This window comes from Ruegeria faecimaris (genome assembly GCF_900182615.1).
Taxonomy (GTDB): domain Bacteria; phylum Pseudomonadota; class Alphaproteobacteria; order Rhodobacterales; family Rhodobacteraceae; genus Ruegeria; species Ruegeria faecimaris.
This window is the reverse complement of sequence record NZ_FXTE01000006.1, coordinates 49,687-70,835: the sequence shown is the minus strand read 5'-3', so window position 1 is coordinate 70,835 and position 21,149 is coordinate 49,687. Positions and strand designations below refer to the sequence as shown.

The 21,149-nt window shown below is 57.7% G+C and carries 21 protein-coding genes; 11 read left to right on the top strand and 10 right to left on the bottom strand.

What is annotated here, in order from left to right; all coding sequences use genetic code 11:
- The first annotated feature begins 16 nt into the window (after positions 1-16).
- A complete protein-coding gene (locus FN806_RS11990; RefSeq protein ID WP_142637412.1) occupies positions 17-913 on the top strand; it encodes a ParB/RepB/Spo0J family partition protein in 897 nt (298 codons plus the stop codon).
- Here the strand turns inward: FN806_RS11990 and FN806_RS11985 are convergent.
- The 4 genes from FN806_RS11985 to rph are packed head-to-tail and all read right to left on the bottom strand — an operon-like array spanning position 903 to position 3,728.
- On the bottom strand, positions 903-1,256 hold the full coding sequence (locus FN806_RS11985) for a YbaN family protein (RefSeq protein ID WP_142637410.1): 354 nt from the start codon (positions 1,254-1,256) through the stop codon (positions 903-905). The two genes, FN806_RS11990 and FN806_RS11985, sit on opposite strands and share 11 nt — an antisense overlap.
- 3 nt (positions 1,257-1,259) lie before the next feature.
- On the bottom strand, positions 1,260-2,414 hold the full coding sequence (hemW, locus tag FN806_RS11980; RefSeq protein ID WP_142637408.1) for a radical SAM family heme chaperone HemW: 1,155 nt from the start codon (positions 2,412-2,414) through the stop codon (positions 1,260-1,262).
- Positions 2,404-3,018, bottom strand: coding sequence for an RdgB/HAM1 family non-canonical purine NTP pyrophosphatase (rdgB, locus tag FN806_RS11975; protein ID WP_142637405.1), 615 nt, complete (start codon positions 3,016-3,018; stop codon positions 2,404-2,406). Before rdgB ends, hemW begins: the two co-directional genes overlap by 11 nt.
- On the bottom strand, positions 3,015-3,728 hold the full coding sequence (gene rph / locus FN806_RS11970) for a ribonuclease PH (RefSeq protein WP_142637403.1): 714 nt from the start codon (positions 3,726-3,728) through the stop codon (positions 3,015-3,017). Before rph ends, rdgB begins: the two co-directional genes overlap by 4 nt.
- Before the next feature lie 112 nt (positions 3,729-3,840).
- On the opposite strand from rph, the gene hrcA reads away from it, so the two are divergent.
- Together hrcA and FN806_RS11960 are read left to right on the top strand one after the other, a co-directional pair.
- Positions 3,841-4,905 (top strand): heat-inducible transcriptional repressor HrcA, encoded by a 1,065-nt coding sequence (hrcA, locus tag FN806_RS11965; protein WP_142637402.1) that lies wholly within the window; start codon positions 3,841-3,843, stop codon positions 4,903-4,905.
- A gap of 10 nt (positions 4,906-4,915) precedes the next feature.
- A complete protein-coding gene (locus tag FN806_RS11960) occupies positions 4,916-5,479 on the top strand; it encodes a nucleotide exchange factor GrpE (protein ID WP_142637400.1) in 564 nt (187 codons plus the stop codon).
- Between the two features lie 32 nt (positions 5,480-5,511).
- On the opposite strand, the gene mutS is transcribed toward FN806_RS11960, so the two are convergent.
- Positions 5,512-8,124, bottom strand: coding sequence for a DNA mismatch repair protein MutS (mutS, locus tag FN806_RS11955; RefSeq protein ID WP_142637603.1), 2,613 nt, complete (start codon positions 8,122-8,124; stop codon positions 5,512-5,514).
- A gap of 160 nt (positions 8,125-8,284) precedes the next feature.
- Between mutS and FN806_RS11950 the strand changes: the two genes are divergently transcribed.
- Both FN806_RS11950 and FN806_RS11945 read left to right on the top strand, forming a co-directional pair.
- Positions 8,285-10,540, top strand: a complete 2,256-nt coding sequence (locus FN806_RS11950; RefSeq protein ID WP_142637398.1) for an NADP-dependent malic enzyme — start codon at positions 8,285-8,287, stop codon at positions 10,538-10,540.
- A 3-nt stretch (positions 10,541-10,543) separates the two neighbouring features.
- Positions 10,544-11,413, top strand: coding sequence for a ribokinase (locus FN806_RS11945; protein ID WP_142637396.1), 870 nt, complete (start codon positions 10,544-10,546; stop codon positions 11,411-11,413).
- Here FN806_RS11945 and msrA read toward each other — a convergent pair.
- From msrA to FN806_RS11930, 3 genes are all read right to left on the bottom strand, one after another.
- The gene (gene msrA, locus FN806_RS11940) at positions 11,410-12,081 is read right to left on the bottom strand and encodes a peptide-methionine (S)-S-oxide reductase MsrA (protein ID WP_142637394.1); all 672 of its coding nucleotides are present in this window, start codon (positions 12,079-12,081) and stop codon (positions 11,410-11,412) included. The genes FN806_RS11945 and msrA overlap by 4 nt on opposite strands.
- Positions 12,082-12,177: 96 nt before the next feature.
- Positions 12,178-12,459: an SCP2 sterol-binding domain-containing protein gene (locus FN806_RS11935; protein WP_142637392.1), complete on the bottom strand. Its 282-nt coding sequence runs from the start codon at positions 12,457-12,459 to the stop codon at positions 12,178-12,180.
- 147 nt (positions 12,460-12,606) lie between these two features.
- The gene (locus FN806_RS11930) at positions 12,607-13,833 is read right to left on the bottom strand and encodes an argininosuccinate synthase (protein WP_142637390.1); all 1,227 of its coding nucleotides are present in this window, start codon (positions 13,831-13,833) and stop codon (positions 12,607-12,609) included.
- Between the two features lie 141 nt (positions 13,834-13,974).
- Between FN806_RS11930 and FN806_RS11925 the strand changes: the two genes are divergently transcribed.
- Both FN806_RS11925 and ilvA read left to right on the top strand, forming a co-directional pair.
- A complete protein-coding gene (locus FN806_RS11925) occupies positions 13,975-14,736 on the top strand; it encodes a hypothetical protein (protein ID WP_142637388.1) in 762 nt (253 codons plus the stop codon).
- Positions 14,737-14,793: 57 nt separating this feature from the next.
- Positions 14,794-16,020: a threonine ammonia-lyase IlvA gene (gene ilvA, locus FN806_RS11920; RefSeq protein WP_142637386.1), complete on the top strand. Its 1,227-nt coding sequence runs from the start codon at positions 14,794-14,796 to the stop codon at positions 16,018-16,020.
- Positions 16,021-16,144: 124 nt separating this feature from the next.
- Here ilvA and FN806_RS11915 read toward each other — a convergent pair whose 3' ends face one another.
- Complete coding sequence (locus FN806_RS11915) at positions 16,145-16,468, bottom strand: Hpt domain-containing protein (RefSeq protein WP_142637384.1); 324 nt, start codon at positions 16,466-16,468, stop codon at positions 16,145-16,147.
- Between the two features lie 156 nt (positions 16,469-16,624).
- Here FN806_RS11915 and FN806_RS11910 point away from each other — a divergent pair, with 156 nt between their 5' ends.
- Positions 16,625-17,896 (top strand): PP2C family protein-serine/threonine phosphatase, encoded by a 1,272-nt coding sequence (locus FN806_RS11910; protein ID WP_246097238.1) that lies wholly within the window; start codon positions 16,625-16,627, stop codon positions 17,894-17,896.
- Here FN806_RS11910 and FN806_RS11905 read toward each other — a convergent pair.
- Positions 17,893-18,336: an NUDIX hydrolase gene (locus FN806_RS11905; RefSeq protein ID WP_142637380.1), complete on the bottom strand. Its 444-nt coding sequence runs from the start codon at positions 18,334-18,336 to the stop codon at positions 17,893-17,895. The two genes, FN806_RS11910 and FN806_RS11905, sit on opposite strands and share 4 nt — an antisense overlap.
- A 76-nt stretch (positions 18,337-18,412) precedes the next feature.
- On the opposite strand from FN806_RS11905, the gene hslO reads away from it, so the two are divergent.
- Genes hslO through FN806_RS11890 form a run of 3 tightly spaced genes read left to right on the top strand, consistent with a single transcriptional unit; the run spans position 18,413 to position 21,130 of the window.
- Positions 18,413-19,390 (top strand): Hsp33 family molecular chaperone HslO, encoded by a 978-nt coding sequence (gene hslO, locus FN806_RS11900; protein ID WP_142637378.1) that lies wholly within the window; start codon positions 18,413-18,415, stop codon positions 19,388-19,390.
- The gene (locus FN806_RS11895; RefSeq protein WP_142637601.1) at positions 19,374-19,979 is read left to right on the top strand and encodes a CoA pyrophosphatase; all 606 of its coding nucleotides are present in this window, start codon (positions 19,374-19,376) and stop codon (positions 19,977-19,979) included. Before hslO ends, FN806_RS11895 begins: the two co-directional genes overlap by 17 nt.
- Positions 19,979-21,130 carry a CCA tRNA nucleotidyltransferase gene (locus FN806_RS11890; protein ID WP_185956698.1) on the top strand — a complete coding sequence of 384 codons (1,152 nt, stop codon included), beginning with the start codon at positions 19,979-19,981 and terminating at the stop codon, positions 21,128-21,130. The genes FN806_RS11895 and FN806_RS11890 overlap by 1 nt, the downstream gene beginning before the upstream one ends.
- Positions 21,131-21,149: the final 19 nt, after the last annotated feature.

Here is a 21,149-nt window from a genome sequence, read left to right as displayed (position 1 = left end):
GTACTAGGAGGACCCTGTGACAGCCAGAAAATCAAAACCAAGAGGGTTGGGTCGCGGGCTTTCGGCGTTGATGGCAGATGTCACACAAGAGCCCCAGGGACGCGTGCCAACTGATTCACGGCGGCCGGACCTGACGATTCCAATCGAAAAGCTTCACGCAAACCCAAATCAGCCGCGCCGCACCTTTGCCCGGGAACATCTGGATGAGCTTGCCGCTTCGGTCAAAGAGAAGGGGATCATTCAGCCGCTGATCGTCCGCGAGATTGCCGAAGGCGATTATGAAATCGTCGCGGGTGAACGCCGCTGGCGCGCGGCGCAAATGGCGCAGTTGCATGATATCCCCGTTATCGTTCGCGATTTTGATGACACTGAGGTTCTGGAAGTTGCCATTATCGAAAACATTCAGCGCGCGGATTTGAATGCGGTGGAAGAGGCGGCCGGCTATAAGCAGCTGATGGACCGCTTTGGTCATACGCAAGAAAAGCTGGCTGAAGCATTGGGCAAAAGCCGCAGTCATATTGCCAATTTGCTGCGCCTGTTGTCCCTGCCAATGGATGTACAAACCCTTGTAATAGAAGGAAAATTATCGGCTGGCCATGCACGGACGCTGATCACGGCCGAGAATGCCTCGGATCTTGCAAAGCAAATTGTCAAAGACGGGCTGTCGGTGCGGGCAACGGAAGCGCTGGTGAAGAAGCAACAGCAGGGGGATGCGGCCCGACCGGCACCAAGGTCTCGGGATCTGAATGCGGGTAAAGATGCGGATACCCGGGCGCTGGAAAAGGATCTTTCCGCGATTCTGGCGATGAAAGTGGCGATCAATCACAAAGCGGGCTCGGAAACGGGGCAGGTGGTCCTGACCTATGAGAACCTGGATCAACTGGATGATCTTTGTTCCAAGCTCAGCCGCTAGGGCGGGTCCAGATAAAGAACATCACGCCGCCTAGTACAATCGCCTGGATGATCAGGACATGAGACGGCGCAGACATCATGACCGATAGTCCAAATACGGCGGTGACCGACAGGGTGGCCGCCTTTTTTGCGGCCGGACGAATCGCGCCTGAACTCTGCCAATCGACGATCATTGGGCCAAACAGTCGGTGCGTTATCAGCCAGCTATGCAGCCGTGAAGACGAGCGGGCAAAGAAGAAGGCGGCGAGTAGCAGAAATGGAACCGTTGGTAGTAGGGGAAGCACCACCCCAACAGCGGCCAGCCCGACGCATAACAATCCAAGCCCTGCCCACAGATATTGCATGGTCTACCCCAAAAGTTCGCGGATCACCGCGTTCAAGACGGCCCGCCCGTCGGTTGTGGCCATCAGTCTACCATCCAGCATTTGAACCATGCCGATATCCTGAAGATGGCCCAATGGGTCTTGTGGTAAGGGGTGGCCTGATATTCCCATATATCTATCTATATCTAGCCCGCCGGTAACCCTAAGACCCATCATAAGGTATTCACTTGCCTGGTCTTCACGCGACAATGCGGCGCGTTCTTTCTCTCCGCTACCACAGGAAGCCGCGTCCAACCACCGCTGCGGATTCAGATAGGTTTCAGTCGCGTATTTCTGGCCATTCTGGGTGATCCGTCCATGGGCGCCGGGGCCAATACCGACATAGTCACCATAGTGCCAATAGATCAGATTGTGCTGTGATTCCGCGCCGGGGCGGGCGTGGTTCGATACCTCATAGGCGGGCAGACCATGAGCCTCGCAGATTTCTTGCGTGGCCAGATACATATCGGCGGCGCTATCATCCAAGGGCAGGCCGCGCAGCTTGCCCACGGCATAGCGATCACCAAAGGCGGTTCCGTCTTCTATGGTCAGTTGGTACAGCGACAGGTGATCGACCGCCATCGACAGGGCTTCGGTCAACTCTGCGCGCCAGGCATCAAGGGTTTGATGTTGCCGCGCATAGATCAGGTCAAAGCTAACCCGTTCAAAACAACGACGGGCTATGTCATAAGCAGCCCGCGCTTCGGCCACGCTGTGAATGCGGCCCAACCGGCGCAGATCGTCATCATTCAGCGCCTGAACCCCCATTGAGATACGGTTGACGCCTGCTTCCCTGTAGGCTGCGAACCGTCCCGCCTCGACCGAGCTGGGATTGGCTTCAAGTGTGATTTCCATGTCATTGGCGGGGTGCCAAAGGGCGCGGGCGGTATCAATCACTGCGGCGACGGTTTCGGGATCCATCAGAGACGGGGTGCCGCCGCCAAAGAAGATGGTGTTCAGGACACGGTTGGGGGTTTCGGAAGCGCTACGGCGCAGCTCGACCAGATATGCATCAAGCCATTGTTTTTGATCAATATTTTTTGAAACATGGCTGTTGAAATCGCAATAGGGGCATTTGGCCTCGCAAAAGGGCCAATGCACATACAGGCCAAAGCCCCCATTGCGCCAATCATCCGCCAAAACAGCCTTTCACGAACATCTCAACCGCGCGACCGCGATGGCTGATCTTGTTCTTTTCCCAGCGATCCATCTCGGCAAAGGTAATGCCATGACCCTCGGGCACAAACATTGGATCATAACCAAAGCCGTCCGCACCACGAATGGGCCAGACCAAGTGACCGGGGGCGATGCCTTCGAACACCTCGTCATGCCCGTCGGGCCAGGCCAGCACCAGAGTGCATCGGAATTGCGCGGTGCGGGGGTGCGGGGCGTTCTTGGCCTCCAGCTCTTCATGCGCGCGGGTCATCGCCATCAGGAAATCGCGGCCATTGCCGGTTTCTGCCCAATCGGCGGTATAGACGCCCGGAGCGCCATTCAGCGCGTCGACGGTGATCCCGGAATCGTCCGACAGCGCAGGCAGGCCGGTCGCGTTGGCCGCGGCATGGGCCTTGATCCGGGCATTGCCGACGAATGTATCCTCGGTCTCTTCCGGTTCAGGCAGGTCCATGTCAGCGGCGCCGATAACAGTGACGCCAAAGGGTTCAAGCAGATGTGCCATCTCCTCAAGCTTGCCTTTGTTATGCGTGGCCACCAGCAACCTGTCGCCGTCGAACTTGCGGGTCATGCGGTGGCGGCCTTTTGCGCAGCAGCCAGTTCACTAACGCCCTGTTCAGCCAGATCCATTAGTTGATCCATCTGAACGCGGCTAAAGACCGAGCCCTCCGCGCTCATTTGAACTTCGATCAATTTGCCGGACCCGGTCATGATAAAGTTGCCGTCCACGCCGGCTTCGCTGTCTTCGGGGTAATCCAGATCCAGCACCGATTGACCGGCGTAAATACCGCAGGACACGGCCGCAACCGGGTCAACCAGCGGGTCCGAGATCACGTCACCCGTTTTCATCAGCTTGTTGACCGCAAGACGCAGCGCAACCCAACCGCCTGTGATCGAGGCACATCGGGTGCCACCATCGGCCTGGATCACATCGCAGTCGACGGTGATCTGGCGTTCACCCAAGGCAACCCGATCAACACCTGCACGCAGGGCACGGCCGATCAAACGCTGGATTTCCACGGTACGACCACCCTGCTTACCGCTGGCAGCCTCGCGCCGCATCCGTGTATTGGTCGCACGGGGCAGCATGCCGTATTCAGCGGTAACCCAGCCCAGGCCCGAACCCTTGATGAACGGTGGCACGCGATCTTCGATCGTGGCAGTGCACAACACATGGGTATCGCCCATCTTAATCAGGCAGGAACCTTCGGCATGTTTGGTAAATCCCGTTTCGATTGAAACGGCGCGCATTTCGTTTAGATCACGTCCTGAGGGTCGCATGGGAATTCCTTTGTTTGCTGGTTTGGGGATACCGCCCCGCAGCGTCAGGATGCAACCCTGATTGACCTTTCGCCTACCTGCTATTTAATGGCCATCCAGCAGAGGATTGCCGATGAGTGACGCAAGCAAAATTCTGAACGAGATGAATGACCGGTCGCGCGAGGTGTTTCGGCTGATTGTCGAAAGCTATCTGGATAGCGGTGAGCCTGTCGGCAGCCGTACCCTGACGCGCACTTTGTCGGAAAAAGTCAGTGCGGCGACGGTTCGCAATGTGATGCAGGATCTTGAGTTTCTGGGCCTGCTCGACAGCCCTCATGTCAGTGCGGGGCGGATTCCGACGCAACACGGGTTACGGATGTTCGTGGACGGATTGCTGGAGGTCGGTGATCTGGGCGCGGATGACCGGCAGAAGCTGGACGACACACTGGGCGCTAACTCGGGGGATGTCGGCGGGATGCTTGACCGTGTCGGTGCGGCCTTGTCACACGTGACACAAGGGGCCTCACTGGTTTTGACGCCGAAACACGAAGCGGAAATCAAACATATCGAATTTGTGTCGCTTGGGCATGACAGGGCCCTGGTGGTTTTGGTCTTTTCCGACGGTCAGGTGGAAAACCGGCTGTTCAAGCCGCCACCCGGGCAAACGCCCAGCTCGATGCGGGAAGCGGCGAATTTTCTGAACGCCCTGATCGAGGGCCGCACAATCAGCGAGGCTCGCCGTCAGATGCTGACCCAGATCGATGCGCGGAAACAGGAAATTGACGTGTTGGCCCGTGAAATGGTCGACAGCGGCATGGCCGCATGGGACGGGGATGATGGCGACTCGGCCCGTTTGATCGTCCGAGGGCGGGCGAATCTGCTGGGTGAACGCGGCGAAGCAGATGAGTTGGAGCGCATTCGCACCCTGTTTGACGACCTCGAACGCAAGCGCGACATCGCCGAATTTCTGGAATTGACCGAAGAAGGCGAAGGTGTGCGCATTTTTATCGGGTCTGAGAACAAACTTTTCTCACTTTCGGGTTCCTCTTTGGTGGTGTCTCCATATATGAACGCTGATCGTAAGATAATCGGTGCGGTTGGGGTCATCGGGCCCACACGTCTGAATTATGGACGGATCGTGCCGATCGTGGATTATACGGCGCAACTGGTCGGCAAACTGATATCCGACCGGAGCTAGAGGGTAAGAGATGGCAGAGCCCAAGAACGAAGATTTTCTGGACGATATCGCAACGGCCGAGGCCGAAGAGCTGGCAGATGAATTTGCTGAGATCAGCGAAGAAGCGCTGGAGCTGGATGAGCTGCGCGCCGAGCGCGACGACTACAAAGACAAATTCATGCGTGCATTGGCCGATGCGGAAAACGCGCGCAAGCGCGGCGACAAGGCACGGCGCGATGCCGAACAGTATGGCGGCTCGAAACTGGCCCGTGACATGCTGCCGGTCTATGACAATATGAAACGCGCGCTTGAGGCCGCAACCGACGAGCAGAAAGAGGTCGCAGGCGCTTTGCTGGAAGGTGTTGAACTGACCATGCGCGCGCTGAAGGACGTGTTTCAGAAACACGGGATTCAGGTGATCACGCCAGAAGTTGGCGATCGGTTTGACCCCAATGTGCATGAGGCGATGTTCGAGGCCCCCGTGCCCGGAACACGCGCCGGTGACATCATCCAGGTATCTGCAGAAGGCTTTATGCTGTACGACCGGCTCTTGCGCCCCGCGCAGGTGGGTGTGTCGTCCACGCCGGCAAGCTAAGCGCTTAAGATATCATTCAATTATTGAGGCGGTCAGGATCTGGCCGCCTCTTTCAATTTATAGATCAGGTCCAATGCCTCGCGCGGGCTTAGCTCATCCGGCAAGATCTCACCCAACATATCCGCAACGGGTGAAGCTTTTGGGGGAGGCGGTGGCGGCGGGGCAGCCGAGAACAGCGGCAGATCGTCGATCAAAGCCTTTTGCTTGCCGCCTTCGCGTTCGGTTTTCTCCAGCTGGTCCAGCACAACGCGGGCACGTTCGACAACGGATGCCGGCAGGCCAGCCAGTTGCGCCACCTGGACACCATAGGACCGGTCTGCGGCGCCTTTGTGAACCTCGTGCAAAAAGATCACTTCGCCCTCCCATTCCTTGACCGCAACGGTGGCGTTGTCGACACCTTCCAGATTTCCGGCCAGCGCGGTCAGCTCGTGATAATGCGTTGCAAACAGCGCGCGACATTTATTGGCGGCGTGCAGATGTTCGAGCGTGGCCCAGGCGATGGAAAGCCCGTCATAGGTGGCCGTCCCGCGTCCGATTTCATCCAGAATGACCAGCGCATGATCGTCGGCTTGATTGAGGATGGCGGCGGTTTCGACCATTTCAACCATAAAGGTCGACCGACCCCTGGCCAGATCGTCAGATGCCCCGACACGGCTGAACAGCTGGCTGACTACACCGATATAGGCTTGTTCGGCTGGAACATAGCTGCCCATCTGTGCAAGCAGGGCGATCAGCGCATTCTGCCGCAGGAAGGTTGATTTACCCGCCATGTTGGGGCCGGTCAGCAACCAGATTGCAGCACCATCTTCGGCGCTGAGATCACAATCATTGGCGATAAACGCGTCACCGCTTTGTTGGCGCAGCGCATGTTCAACAACCGGATGCCGCCCGCCCTGTATATCAAAGGCACGAGAGGCATCGACCTGCGGGCGACACCAGTTCTCGCCCCGTGCCAGATCGGCCAGCGCAGTGGTTAGGTCCAGTTCTGCCAGCCCGCGCGCGGCTTGGTTCAGCTGCGCAGCACGGGTAAGAATCTCATCAGAAAGCCTTTGATAGAGCCGCTTTTCGATCTCCAAAGCATGATTTCCGGCGTTCAGGATACGGGTTTCGATCTCGGACAGTTCTACTGTCGTGAACCGCACCTGATTGGCCGTGGTTTGCCGGTGGATATAGGTTTCGGAGTACGGCGGGTTCAACATCTTTTCGGCATGGGTTGCCGTGGTTTCAATGAAATAGCCCAGCACGTTGTTATGCTTGATCTTCAGTGAGGTGATGCCCGTGTGCTCGGAGTATTTCTTCTGAAATCCGGCGATGACCGAGCGGCCTTCGTCCCGCAGGGTGCGCGCCTCATCCAGTTCCGCGTCATAGCCGGGGGCAATGAAGCCGCCGTCGCGCGCCATCAGAGGCGGCTCGGCCACAAGCGCCTCATCCAGCAGGGTCAGCAGATCATCAAACCCTGTCAGGTTTTGCACCGCAGTGGCCAGCAATACCGGCAGATCTCCGGCATTGCACAGTTCGGCTATGGTTGCAGCCTGCGCCAGCCCGTTGCGGATGGCGGCCAGATCGCGAGGACCGCCGCGTTCCAGCGACAGGCGCGACAAGGCGCGGTCCAAATCGGGGGTTTTGCGCAAGGCATCGCGCAGATCTTGGGCGATCAGGCTGTCATCGGCTGCAAAACTTACCGCATCCAACCGCCCGTGGATCACATCCAGATTGCGCGAGGGGCTGGACAGGCGCTGTTCCAACAACCGCGCGCCGCCCGGCGTGACTGTACGGTCAACCACCGACAAAAGCGATCCGGCGCGCCCGCCAGACAGCGACCGGGTCAGCTCCAGATTGCGGCGCGTTGCGGCGTCGATCTGCACCACGCGGTCCTCGGATTCTTTCAGCGGCGTTTGCAGCAGGGGCAATTTGCCTTTTTGCGTGATCTCCAAATAGTCAATCAATGCGCCCATAGCGGACACTTCGGCCCGGCCAAAATTTCCAAACGCTTCCAGCGCGCCCACGTGAAACAAAGCGCAGATGCGCTTTTCAGCCGCCGTGCTGTCGAAACTGGCGCGGCCAATGGGCGTCAGCGAGATGCCCAGATCGCGGGCAGGTTCGTGCAGGACCTGTTCGGCCCCGTCCGCCACGATCAGCTCCGACGGGGCCAGCCGGGCCAGTTCAGGGCTTAGGCGCACAGAGGTCAAAGGCATCACGTGAAACGCCCCGGTTGAGATATCGGCCCAGGCAAGCGCCGCTTCATCCCTCACCTCGGCATAACAGGCCAGAAAGTTGTGGCGGCGCGCCTCTAGCAGCGCGTCCTCGGTCAGTGTTCCGGGTGTCACCAGCCGGACAACACCGCGCTTTACAACTGATTTAGAGCCTCTCTTCTTTGCCTCAACCGGGCTTTCCATCTGTTCGCAAACGGCCACGCGAAAGCCTTTTCGGATCAGCGTCAGCAGGTACCCTTCGGCGGCATGGACCGGCACACCGCACATCGGAATGTCGGCGTCGTTGTGCTTGCCGCGTTTGGTCAGGGCGATGTCCAGCGCCTCGGCGGCGTTGACGGCATCCTCGAAAAACATCTCGTAGAAATCGCCCATCCGGTAAAACAGAAGGGCGTCGGCATGGGCCTCTTTGATTTCGAGATATTGCGCCATCATCGGCGTGACTGTGGACAAGGTTGATCCCTTTTGACGGCGTTCGGTCGCGACCTTACAAATCCGCCATCTGGTGCGAAAGGCAAAAGTATTCTCGTTGAGGCGCGCGCGTGCCTGCGCTATGAGGCAGAAGCCCCGTAGTTGCAGAGAAACGACGTATCAAATGCCCAAAGCGAAGATCACCAACGAAGAGGCGCTGGCCTTTCACCTGGACCCAACTCCTGGCAAGTGGGAGGTACAAGCCACCGTTCCCATGACGACGCAGCGCGACCTGTCGCTGGCCTACAGCCCCGGCGTGGCTGTTCCATGTGAAGCAATCGCGGAAAATCCAGAAACGGCCTATGACTATACCAACAAGGGAAATCTGGTCGCCGTGATTTCGAATGGGACGGCGGTTTTGGGTCTTGGTAATCTGGGCGCGCTGGGCTCAAAACCGGTGATGGAGGGCAAGTCAGTCCTGTTCAAGCGTTTCGCTGACGTAAACTCGATCGATATCGAGCTGGACACCGAAGACCCGGATGAGTTCTGCCGCGCCGTGCGACTGATGGGGCCAACCTTTGGTGGCATCAATCTGGAAGACATCAAGGCGCCCGAGTGTTTCATCATCGAACAGCGCCTGAAGGAAGAAATGGATATCCCCGTCTTCCACGATGATCAGCATGGCACGGCGGTGATCTGTGCGGCGGGCCTGCTGAATGCGCTGCGTATCTCGGGCAAGAAGATCGAAGATGTGAAGATTGTTCTGAACGGTGCCGGGGCTGCTGGGATAGCGTGTATCGAACTGCTCAAGTCGATGGGCGCGCGGCATGAGAACTGCATCGTGTGTGACACCAAAGGCGTGATCTATCAGGGCCGGACCGAGGGCATGAACCAGTGGAAATCGGCACATGCGATCACCACGGATCTGCGTACGCTGGAAGACGCCATGAAAGGCGCAGACGTCTTTCTGGGCGTGTCGGTCAAAGGGGCTGTGACGCAGGATATGGTCGCCAGCATGGCCGATAACCCGGTGATTTTTGCGATGGCAAACCCCGATCCGGAAATTACGCCGGAAGAGGCCCACGAAGTGCGCGTTGATGCCATCGTCGCCACAGGGCGCAGCGATTATCCGAACCAGGTCAACAACGTGTTGGGCTTTCCCTACCTGTTCCGCGGTGCGCTGGATATCCACGCCCGCGCCATCAATGACGAGATGAAAATTGCCTGTGCCCACGCCCTGGCCAACCTCGCGCGCGAAGATGTCCCTGATGAGGTCGCGATGGCCTATGGTAAGTCGCTGACCTTTGGGCGCGATTATATTATCCCGACACCTTTCGATCCGCGCCTGATTCACCGCATTCCGCCCGCCGTTGCGCGGGCCGGGATGGATACCGGCGCGGCGCGGCGCCCGATTATCGACATGGACGCGTATGAGCTGAGCCTGAAATCCCGCATGGATCCGACCGCCAGCATTCTGCGCGGCCTGAACGCGCGGGCCCGTCAGGCGCAAAGCCGAATGATCTTTGCCGAGGGCGACGATCCGCGTGTGCTGCGGGCTGCGGTGATGTATCAACGCTCGGGCTTTGGTAAGGCGCTGGTCGTAGGCCGCCCGGATGACGTCAAGCAAAAGCTGGAAGAGGCCGGGCTGGGCGATGCTGTGCGTGAGCTGGAGGTCGTGAATGCCGCCAACACTGCGCATCTCGATACCTATTCTGATTTTTTGTACGATCGCCTGCAGCGTAAAGGCTTTGATCGAAAGGATATTCATCGACTTGCCGCGCGCGACCGGCATGTGTTTTCATCGCTGATGCTGGCACATGGGCATGGCGACGGTTTGGTCTCGGGCGCGACGCGTAAATCGGCGCATGTGCTGGATCGGATCAACCATGTGTTCGATGCAGATGCGGCCCGTGGCGCGGCCGGTGTGACGGCGCTGTTGCACAAGGGGCGGATCGTGCTGATCGGCGACACTCTAGTCCATGAATGGCCGGACGAAAACGATCTGGCCAATATCGCCGAGCGCTCAGCAGCCGTTGCCCGCCATATGGGGCTGGAGCCGCGCGTTGCCTTTGTCAGCTTTTCGACGTTTGGCTACCCGGTGTCGGAGCGGGCCGAAAAGATGCACCGCGCTCCTGCCGTTCTGGATCAGCGTGGCGTAGATTTCGAATACGAAGGTGAAATGACGGTGGACGTGGCGCTGAATGTCGACCAGCAGGCAAACTATCCGTTCCAGCGCCTGACCGGACCGGCGAATATCCTGATTGTCCCAGCACGGCATTCGGCCTCGATCTCGACCAAGTTGATGCAGGAAATGGGTGGGGCCACGGTGATCGGCCCGATCTTGTCGGGCATCGACAAGCCGATTCAGATCTGTTCGACCATATCGACGGCCAATGACATTCTGAACATGGCCATTCTGGCCTCCTGCGATATTGGTTAAGCCATGACAATCTGGAATCTAGGATCGATCAACGCAGACATGATTTATGATGTGCCACACCTGCCGGGCGCGGGTGAGACGCTTTCGGCCAACCGTTTGGATCGGTTTCTGGGCGGCAAGGGCGCGAATATGTCCGTCGCCGGCGCGCGGGCCGGCGCGCGGGTGGCGCATATTGGGGCCATAGGGCCCGACGGGCGCTGGGCGCGTGACAGGCTGACCGAATATGGCGTCGATACCCGTTGGATTGCCGAGGTTTCAGATCCTACCGGGCATGCCATTATCGCCGTAGACGCCGAGGGTGAAAACAACATCATCCTGTTTCAAGGCGCAAATCATGCAATTACGTCAGATCAACTAGGCCAGGCGCTGTCATCGGCGGATCAGGGTGATCTGATTGTGACGCAAAACGAAACCAACTTGCAGGTCGAAGCCGCAAAATTGGGCCGCGAAATGGGGCTGACTGTCTGTTACGCGGCGGCCCCTTTTCAAGCCGATGCAGTGCGGGCGGTTCTTCCGTATCTGGATTTCCTGATCCTAAATGAGGTCGAGGCCGAGCAGCTGCGGCAGGCAACCGGACAGGGCCTGTCCGAGTTGGGGATAGAGCATGTCATTGTGACCCTCGGATCAAAGGGCGCGCGATATCATCATAAGGGGACGACCTCGGATTTTTTGGCTTACAAGGTTCAGGCGGTGGACACAACTGGTGCGGGCGATACGTTCACAGGTTACGTTCTGGCAGGAATGGATCGTGGCATGCCGATGGAGCAGGCCATATTGCAGGCAAACCGGGCTGCCGCGTTGATGGTGACACGGCACGGTACGGCGGATGTCATTCCTGATCTGAAAGAGGTGCGCGAAGCGCGCTTTGATTAAGACCCGGCAAAGGGCGCGTCACTGCCCCACAGCTGTTTGACGCGGGCGTCGCGACCGCAGGCTTTGCGATAGGCCTTATAGGCGTTGTGCTGGCGTTTGGGACCAAACCGCGTAAAGACCAGTTTTTCGCCCTTATAGTAATCCTGATGATAGGCTTCGGCCGGGTAAAACCGGTCCTGTTGCAGGATCGGGGTGACAATCGTTTGACGCAGGACGTTCTGCGCTTTGGATTTTGCAGCCTCGGCCAACGCCTTTTCGCCTGTGTTAGAGACGAAAATCGCTGTGCGGTAACTCTCTCCACGGTCGCAGAACTGTCCGCCCGCATCCGTAGGGTCGACCGAGCGGAAAAACAGGTTCAGCAGGGTTTCACGGGAAACACGGGCTGGGTCAAAGGTAATCTGAACCGCCTCGTAATGGCCTGTGCCGCCTTTGGACACCTCGCCATAGGTTGGGTCGGCGGTTGCGCCGCCGGTATAGCCCGAGACCGCATGAATCACCCCTGGCACGGATTCGAAATCGGATTCAACGCACCAGAAACATCCCCCGGCCACAGTCAGCGTTTCGGTCCCGGCAGCGGGTGCAGGGGCGGCGCGCAGCATTGCGACGATGAGGATCAACGCGAATAAAAGCCATGGCTTGACTGCATCAAGATATGTGGTTCGGATCATGGTGGGTCTCCTTCCATGATCAGACTGCCTTGGGAAAACTTCAGGCGCAACGCGCTGACATCTGTTCTCACGCGCTGGTGAGACGAGTTTATCGCCTCAGCCCAGCAACTGCCCCAGTTTCATCGCCACACCCATATTGCCTGAGATCTTGAGCTTGCCCATGGCAATACCGGTCATCGGGTTCAGCTTGCCGGTCAGCAGCTTGGTTAGGTTCTCTTGTGAGATACGAATGGTGCAATCAGTGTCCCGATCCTGCGTCGTCGCCTGATTGTCGGCCAGAACAATCACACCGGCATCACCGCAATCGAATTTCAACGACCCATCGAAGTTTTTGCCATTCAGACCGCTCTGAATACCTTCTGCGATATCCTGCAACATGCCCCCTCCTTTCAGTGTTGTGACTTGGGTAAAGACATATCCTGCGGTGGAGCAAGAGTGACCTGACGGGAGGTGGCAAAAATGGGCGCATAAAAAACCCGGCATCCTGAGGGGCTGCCGGGTCTTCAGGTCAAAATCTCAGCTGTCTTACTTTGACAGCCGTTTGTCGCGTGCTGCCAGCAGTTTCAGGCGTAGGGCGTTCAGTTGGATGAATCCCGCAGCGTCTTTCTGATCGTAGGCACCAGCATCCTCTTCGAAGGTCACGTGCGCCTCGGAATACAGCGAGTGTTCCGACCAGCGGCCAACGGTCGATGCCAGACCTTTGTACAGCTTCACGCGCACGGTGCCGGTGACATGATCCTGAGATTTGTCGATCGCGGCCTGCAGCATCTCGCGCTCGGGCGAGTACCAGAAGCCGTTATAGATCAGCTCTGCATATTGAGGCATCAGCTGGTCCTTCAAATGCATCGCGCCCCGATCCATGGTGATGGATTCGATGCCACGGTGTGCTTCCAACAGGATTGTGCCGCCGGGTGTTTCATAGATACCGCGCGATTTCATGCCAACAAAGCGACCTTCGACCAGATCGAGACGCCCAATGCCGTGCTTGCCGCCATATTCGTTCAGCTTGGTCAGGATGGTGGCCGGGCTCATCGCCTCGCCATTGATGCTGACCGCGTCACCTTTTTCGAACCCGATCTCGATGAATTCTGGTTTATTCGGCGCGTCCTCGGGGTGAACGGTGCGCTGATAGACGTAATCGGGCGCCATATCGGCGGGGTCTTCCAGAACCTTGCCCTCGGATGAGGTGTGCAGCAGGTTGGCATCAACCGAGAACGGTGCCTCACCCCGCTTGTCCTTGGCGATCGGAATCTGGTTGGCCTCGGCAAATTCCAGCAGCTTGGTGCGGCTGGACAAGTCCCACTCGCGCCACGGGGCAATCACCTTGATGTCAGGGTTCAGCGCGTAAGCGGCCAGTTCGAACCGCACCTGATCGTTGCCCTTACCGGTCGCGCCATGAGATACGGCATCCGCTCCGGTCGCCTCGGCAATCTCGACCAGACGTTTCGAGATCAACGGTCGCGCAATCGAGGTGCCCAGCAGGTACAGGCCCTCATACTGCGCATTCGCGCGGAACATCGGAAAGACGAAATCGCGGACGAATTCCTCGCGGATGTCCTCAATATAGATGTTTTCGGGCTTGATCCCCAGCAGCTCGGCCTTCTTGCGGGCGGGCTCCAACTCCTCGCCCTGACCCAGATCGGCGGTGAAGGTTACGACCTCACAACCATACTCGGTCTGCAGCCATTTCAGGATGATCGAGGTATCAAGGCCACCGGAATAGGCCAGAACAACTTTCTTGGGCGCGGACATCTGACTTCCCTTTATGCGTAGAACGACTGGCCCCTAGCGGGTTTTGAACGCGGGGGCAAGTTATCTGCGTTGACGCAGGTCGGGATTTGGGGTGAAACAGAAGGAAAGAAAACAAGGATTGGTTGAAGGGATAGATTTCAGATGTTGGGTTGGAAGATTTTTGCACATTCGGTGCGGATGGTTTTTGGGAATCTCAAACAGGTTTTGCAGATTACCTTCGGGCCATCTTTGGTTGCGACAGCGGTGATTTTCGCCCTGTTTTTTGTATTGGACGTTCCGCTGGATCAACTCAATACAACCACCGGAGAGTTGCCTGCAGGCGTTTCGAGCGGATCGGTGATTGGCTTTCTGGTGGGCTTTATGGCCGTGATATTTGTGACGATGTTCTGGATTGTGGTGTCGTGGCACCGCTTTGTCCTGCTTGAAGAATATCCAAGAGGTATATTCCCAACCTTCCGGTTCGATAGAATTCTGGCCTATTTCGGGCGGGTTCTTCTGTTGGGTATCCTGATGGCTATCGCGTTCCTGCCGGCGGGCGCGGTACTTTCAGCGCTGGGCGGTGGAGCATTGTCAGTTGTGTTTGTCATTGTCATTGTCGTCTTCCTCATCATCTGCTTCTACCGTTTGTCCATAATCCTGCCCGCAGCAGCGATTGGGCAACCGTTGACGCTTGGGCAAGCTTGGAACAACACCGCCGGTGCGGGTGGTGCGATCATCGTTCTTTTGCTTGTAAGCTTTGTGTTCCAGGTCGTGGTCCAGTTGGTCTTTACAGCGCTCGCTTTCATCCCGGTTCTGGGTGTTTTGCTCTCACTGTTCTTTGGGGTTCTGGTTTTGCCGCTGATCAATGTCAGTATCTTGACCACCATGTACGGCGTGTTCGTTGAAAAGCGCCAGCTGACCTGAACTCGTACACATATGTATTCCTTGCTCTTTCAGCGATGATGGGGCAGGGAAACCGGCATGAGTGATTTCATGACCCGCGCCCGCGCTGCCGAACAGGCGATGCGCTCTGTGTTTCCGGTGACGCCTTTGCAGCGCAATGCCCATCTGTCTGATCGTTTCGGGGCCGATATCTGGCTGAAACGTGAGGACCTCAGCCCGGTGCGGTCCTACAAGATCCGCGGTGCGTTCAACGCCATGCGCAAACAGCAGGGGCAGAACCTGTTTGTCTGCGCCAGCGCGGGAAATCATGCGCAGGGCGTGGCCTTTATGTGCAAGCACATGGATGTGAAGGGTGTGATCTTCATGCCCGTGACGACGCCGCAGCAGAAAATCCAGAAAACTCGTATCTTCGGCGGCGACAATATCGAGATTCATCTGACCGGCGACTATTTCGATGACACGTTGGCCGCCGCGCAGGCGTGGTGCACCGAACAGGGCGGCCATTTTCTGTCGCCCTTTGACGATGTTGATGTGATCGAGGGGCAAGCCTCGCTTGCGGTTGAGATCGAAGCGCAGTTGGGTGGGTTGCCGGACCACATCCTTTTGCCAGTAGGCGGTGGCGGTATGTCTGCGGGCGTGGCTACGTGGTTTGGCGATCGGACCCATTGCCTGTTTGTGGAACCCAAAGGCGGTGCCTGTCTGCACGCGGCAATGGCAGCGGGACATCCGGTGGCATTGGATCAGGTGGACAATTTCGTTGACGGTGCTGCAGTTGGCCGGATCGGTGAAAAACCGTTCGAATTGCTGAAATCCCGTCATCTGTCGGATGCTCTGGTCCTGTCCGAAGACCGCATCTGCACAACCATGATCGAGATGCTGAATGTCGAGGGCATCGTTCTGGAACCCGCCGGGGCCCTCGCGATTGAGGCGCTGAGCGATATTCAGAGTTTTATCCGAGGGAAAACCGTTGTCTGCGTAACCTCTGGCGGCAACTTCGATTTCGAACGTCTGCCCGAGGTCAAGGAACGCGCGCAGCGCTATCTGGGGGTGAAGAAATACTTCATCCTGCGCCTGCCACAGCGCCCTGGCGCATTGAAAGAGTTCCTGAACATCCTTGGCCCCGAGGATGACATTGCGCGGTTTGAATACATGAAGAAATCGGCACGTAACTTCGGCTCGGTTCTGATTGGTATCGAAACCCGCAAGCCCGAAAACTTTGCCCGTCTGTTCGCGCATCTGGATGAGGCCGGGTTCACTTTTACGGATATCACCGAGGACGAGACCCTCGCCCAGTTTGTGATCTGAGCAAATGACCAGACTGCAATGTTGTCTGTCGCAGTGATAGATCAACTGCGCCTGAAACAGACAATATACAGGGCCGGGTTGTCACCCATCGCTAGTTACCTGCTTGCTGCCTGTACGGCGCCGCTCAGAGCTCGTTCAATCCTGCTTGAAACTCAGTTGCAGAGGTCTGAAATGTGCCGACTATCTCGGCGATATCGACGGTTGCGGCCTGACCCTGTGCCGAATGACGCTCAGCATCCTGGCAGAGCCTGGCCAATGTCCTGAATCCCAGACTAAGCGCGCTGCCCTTCAAGGAGTGTAGATTCTGTTCGAAGTCAGACCGATCATCATCGACCTGCAAATGCTCCAAGCCTTCTTGCACCTCATCGAGAAAGATTTCCACGACCTCGTCAAACTCATCGGCGCCGACCTCGTCCCGCAGCTGTCTGACCCTGGACCAGTCGATCATGGCCATCCTTTCCCTAAAGATAACGACCCGATTATCACTACAGGCCGTTGGTAAATCCGTGGTTAAGATGGATGCATTTACGACCTTCACAGGATGTTAAACAGCCGTGCGCTAGGGTCGTCCCGTTCCGCATTATGTGGCAGAGCTGAGGGTCAGGTGGCAGAGGTCAGTCAGGCAGAAACAAAGGCAGAGCTGGATTTTGGTGCGATTCGCAAGGTGCTGGTCGTTGATGACAGTCGTCTGCAACGTCGCATCCTTGTGGCCTCGCTGAAGAAATGGGGCTTTGAAGTGCTCGAGGCCGACAGCGGAGAGGCTGCCATCGAAATCTGTGCGGCCATGTCCCCCGATCTGGTCCTGAGCGACTGGGTCATGCCGGGGATGAGCGGGTTGGAATTCTGTCAGGCATTTCGGGCGCTGGAGAATGACGAATACAGCTATTTCATCCTTCTGACTTCAAAAAGCGAAAAGCAGGAGGTTGCGCGCGGACTGGATGCCGGGGCGGATGATTTTCTGATCAAACCTCTTGAGGCCGATGAATTGCGGGCGCGTATATCTGCGGGCGCGCGGATATTGGATATGCAGCGTGAGCTGTCTGATAAGAACCGTATGATCGAGACCGCGCTCGAAGAACTGAAAGTAGTCCATGATGCGATCGACAAAGACCTGATTCAGGCGCGTAAGATACAGGAATCTCTGGTCCCCGAACTCACGCGTGATTTCGGTAGGTCGCGTATCAGCATGTTGCTGAAACCTTGTGGGCATATCGGTGGCGATCTGGTGGGAATGTTTTCACCGGGGGTCAACCGTGTGGGGTTTTACAGCATCGATGTGTCCGGCCACGGCATCACCTCGGCGATGATGACAGCACGGCTGGGCGGGTATCTGTCCAGCAAACATTTCGATCAGAACGTGGCGATGGAAAAGCGGTTCGATAAATTTTACGCATTGCTACCACCTGATCAGGTGGCAGAGATGCTCAATTCCCGCCTTATGGCCGATGCTGGCGTCGAAGAGTATTTTACCATGGTCTATGCCATTATCGACCTGCGAAACGGACATCTCAAGATGGTGCAAGCAGGGCATCCGCATCCGCTGTTGTTGCGACAGGATGGTGGGACCGAGTATCTGGGGCAAGGTGGTTTGCCCATCGGACTGTTGCCGGATGTCACGTTTCAGCGAACCGATACCTACATGAAGCCCGGTGACAAGCTGTTGCTATATTCAGACGGGTTCACGGAATGCCGGATGGCGGATGGATCCCTGCTGGAAGAAGAGGGGCTGTGCAGAATGGTGACGGATTGTGCCATCGATCTCAGCGGGCCCGAATTTCTGGACGATATGTTCTGGCGGCTGACACAGGCCATGGATCCGGACCAGGGTATGGATGATGACGTATCTGCGGTTTTCTTTGAATACAGCGGGCCTTAAAGCCCCATCAGGTGTCCCGAAGCGAAATGTCGGTCGCCGCTGTTGCCCAGCATCTGCGCGGCATCCGCACTGTCCAGCCAAAGGGCTTCGTGGAATGGCTCTGAAGGTGGACCTATGCGGCGCACAGGGCGGGCTCGATATATCAAACAGACCTTTTCGGCCCACAGGTCATATTCGGGCATGTATGTGAAACGGCGAAAGGCGCCGACCCGCCGCGGGCTGGTAATCAACCAGCCGGTTTCTTCAAAGACTTCGCGATGCAGGGCGGTGATGGGCGATTCGCCCGGGTCAATACCGCCACCCGGCAACTGCAGATCAGGGCCGGGCTCGGTCTGGCAGGTCAGCAACAGATGTCGTCCTCGAGGCAACAATGCGTATACACCCACACGTCGTGTGTATTTGCGCCCCGCTTGTGGGGTTTCACCGAACCGTCTGATCATGTATGGCCCCTTACAACCCGAAATCTTCGACCTATATGCTGGCGGTATGCCAATCTGTGGCGTTTAAGGAAACCCCATGTCTCTTGGAACAAAAATCGCGTGGGACGACACCGTCCTGCCCTTTCAACTTGATATACCGGATATGCGCGGACGTGTGGCGCGGCTGGACGGAGTGTTGGACGGCATTCTGAAACAGCACGACTATCCCGAAAAGGTCGAGGCTTTGGTGGCCGAGATGGCCTTGCTGACTGCTCTGATCGGCCAGACCGTCTCGCTGCGCTGGAAGCTGTCGCTTCAGGTTCAGTCCAAAGGCGCCGTTCGGATGATCGCAACCGATTACTACGCTCCGCAGGCCGAGGGCGAACTGGCCCGCATCCGCGCCTATGCCAGTTTTGACCCGGACCGCCTGACCGATTCCACACCGTTTGATCAGGTGGGTGAAGGCTATTTCGCCATCATGATTGACCAGGGCGAGGGCACGCAGCCTTACCAGGGGATCACACCGCTGGCTGGCGGCTCTCTCAGCGCATGCGCTGAGGCGTATTTCGCACAGTCCGAACAGTTGCCGACGCGGTTTTCACTGAGTTTCGGCAAATCAACTGAACCTGGCGTCGGTGAGCACTGGCGCGCAGGCGGCATCATGCTGCAGCACATGCCCAAAGCGTCACCATTTGTAGCCAATGCAGAGGGTGACGGTCAGATTCTGTCGGCGGATGATCTGGTTGACGGTGAAGAAGGTGAAAATTGGGGGCGCGTCAACATCCTTCTGGATACTGTTGATGACCTTGAACTGATCGGCCCTTCGATTGCGCCAACCGACCTGTTGATCCGGCTGTTTCATGAGGAACAGCCACGGGTTTATGATGCGCAATCGGTTCAGTTCGGCTGCACCTGCTCGGAAGAGCGCGTGCGCCAAAGCCTGTCGATCTATTCGGCGCGCGACATAGAAAAGATGACAACCCCCGAGGGCCAGGTCACCGCCGATTGTCAGTTCTGTGGTGCCCATTATGTATTGGACCCCGTCACCGTTGGCTTCGATGCCGGTGAGGCCTGATCCAACAGAACTGCTGCGGGCGGCCTTGAGCCACCCCGGCAACGGGTCCAGTGATTTCGATCTGAACCCTGATGCGGTTTTGCCAGCGGGGCGCAAGCTGCGTCCAGCCGGGGTTCTGGTTCCGATTCTTGTGACGAATGAGGCCCCGCGCCTGCTTTTGACCAAGCGCTCATCGGCGCTGAAACACCATCCCGGCCAGATCGCCTTTCCCGGCGGAAAACAGGATGAGACTGATCCGGATGTAACCGCAACCGCCCTGCGGGAAGCACAGGAAGAGATTGGCCTTTCCTCGGATATGCCTGAAATTCTCGGGCATTTGCCTACCCATGAAACCGTGACGTCTTTTGTCGTAACCCCGGTTGTCGCGATCCTACGAGACGGGTTCGACCCAATTCCTGAGCCGGGTGAAGTTGACGAAGTTTTTTCAGTCCCACTTGCGCATGTTCTAAACCCTGCGAATTATATCGTTGAGTCGCGTCGCTGGCGGGGCCAGCGGCGGTATTATTTCACCGTGCCCTATGGCCCTTATTACATCTGGGGGGCTACGGCCCGGATGTTGCGGGGCTTGGCTGCGCGGGTGAGTGAATGATGAAGCTATCAGAAAGCTGGGTTACAAATCCGGCAACCCAGACAGTCTGCGCCGTTTTGATCGATGCCGGTTTTCAGGCGCTTTTCGTCGGCGGTTGCGTCCGCAACGCGCTTTTGGGGGCGCCGGTCTCGGATCTGGATATTGCCACGGACGCTCCGCCCCAGCAGGTACTGGATTTGATGCGGGCGGCGGGGTTGAAGGCCATTCCAACTGGGATCGAGCATGGCACGATAACCGTTGTCAGCCAAAGCATCCCGCATGAGATCACGACCTTCCGGCGAGATGTCGAAACCGATGGCCGTCGGGCTGTTGTGGCATTCTCGGACAATGTTGATGAAGATGCCGGCCGGCGCGATTTCACCATGAACGCGCTGTATGCCCGCCCGGATGGGACGCTTTTGGACCCGCTGAACGGACTGCCCGATCTAAAGGCCCGAAAGGTTCGGTTCATAGGCAACGCCCAGCATCGCATCCGCGAAGACTATCTGCGCTCTTTGCGCTATTTTCGGTTCCACGCCTGGTATGGGGATGCCGAAGCCGGGTTTGATCTCGAAGCCCTGTCGGCCATCGCAACCAATCTGGACGGATTGGCAGGCCTGTCGCGCGAACGGGTTGGGGCCGAGTTTATGAAATTGCTGACCGCGCCTGACCCTGCGCCTTCGGTCGCTGCCATGCGCAGCACGGGCGTTCTGGCACAGATATTGCCGGGTGTTGAGGATCGATCACTTGCCCCGCTGATCGCCTTGGAACAACAGGCTGGTGCAAAGCCCGAGCCGGTCCGGCGGCTTTCCTCCATCGCCACGCCCGAGATTGCCCAGACCCTGCGTCTGAGCAAGGCCCAGACGCAACGCCTGACACGGATGCGGGATGAGGCCGCGGGAACCGCGGGCACTGCCGAGCTTGGGTTCCGTTATGGCGAAGAGGACGGCCTGCACGAAGTTCTGCTGCGTTGTGCTTTGTTGGAACAGCCCTGGTCCGAGGATAAGCGGCAAGCGCTCCGGGACGGGGCAGCAGCGGATTTTCCCGTGCGGGCCGCTGACCTGATCCCTGACTTTACCGGCCCGGCGCTGGGCAAGAAACTGGCCGAGCTTGAGGCGCGCTGGATCGCCTCGGGTTTCACCCTGACGCGCTCCGAGTTGCTGGTCGAGTAAATTGAAGTCTCAAAAGGGG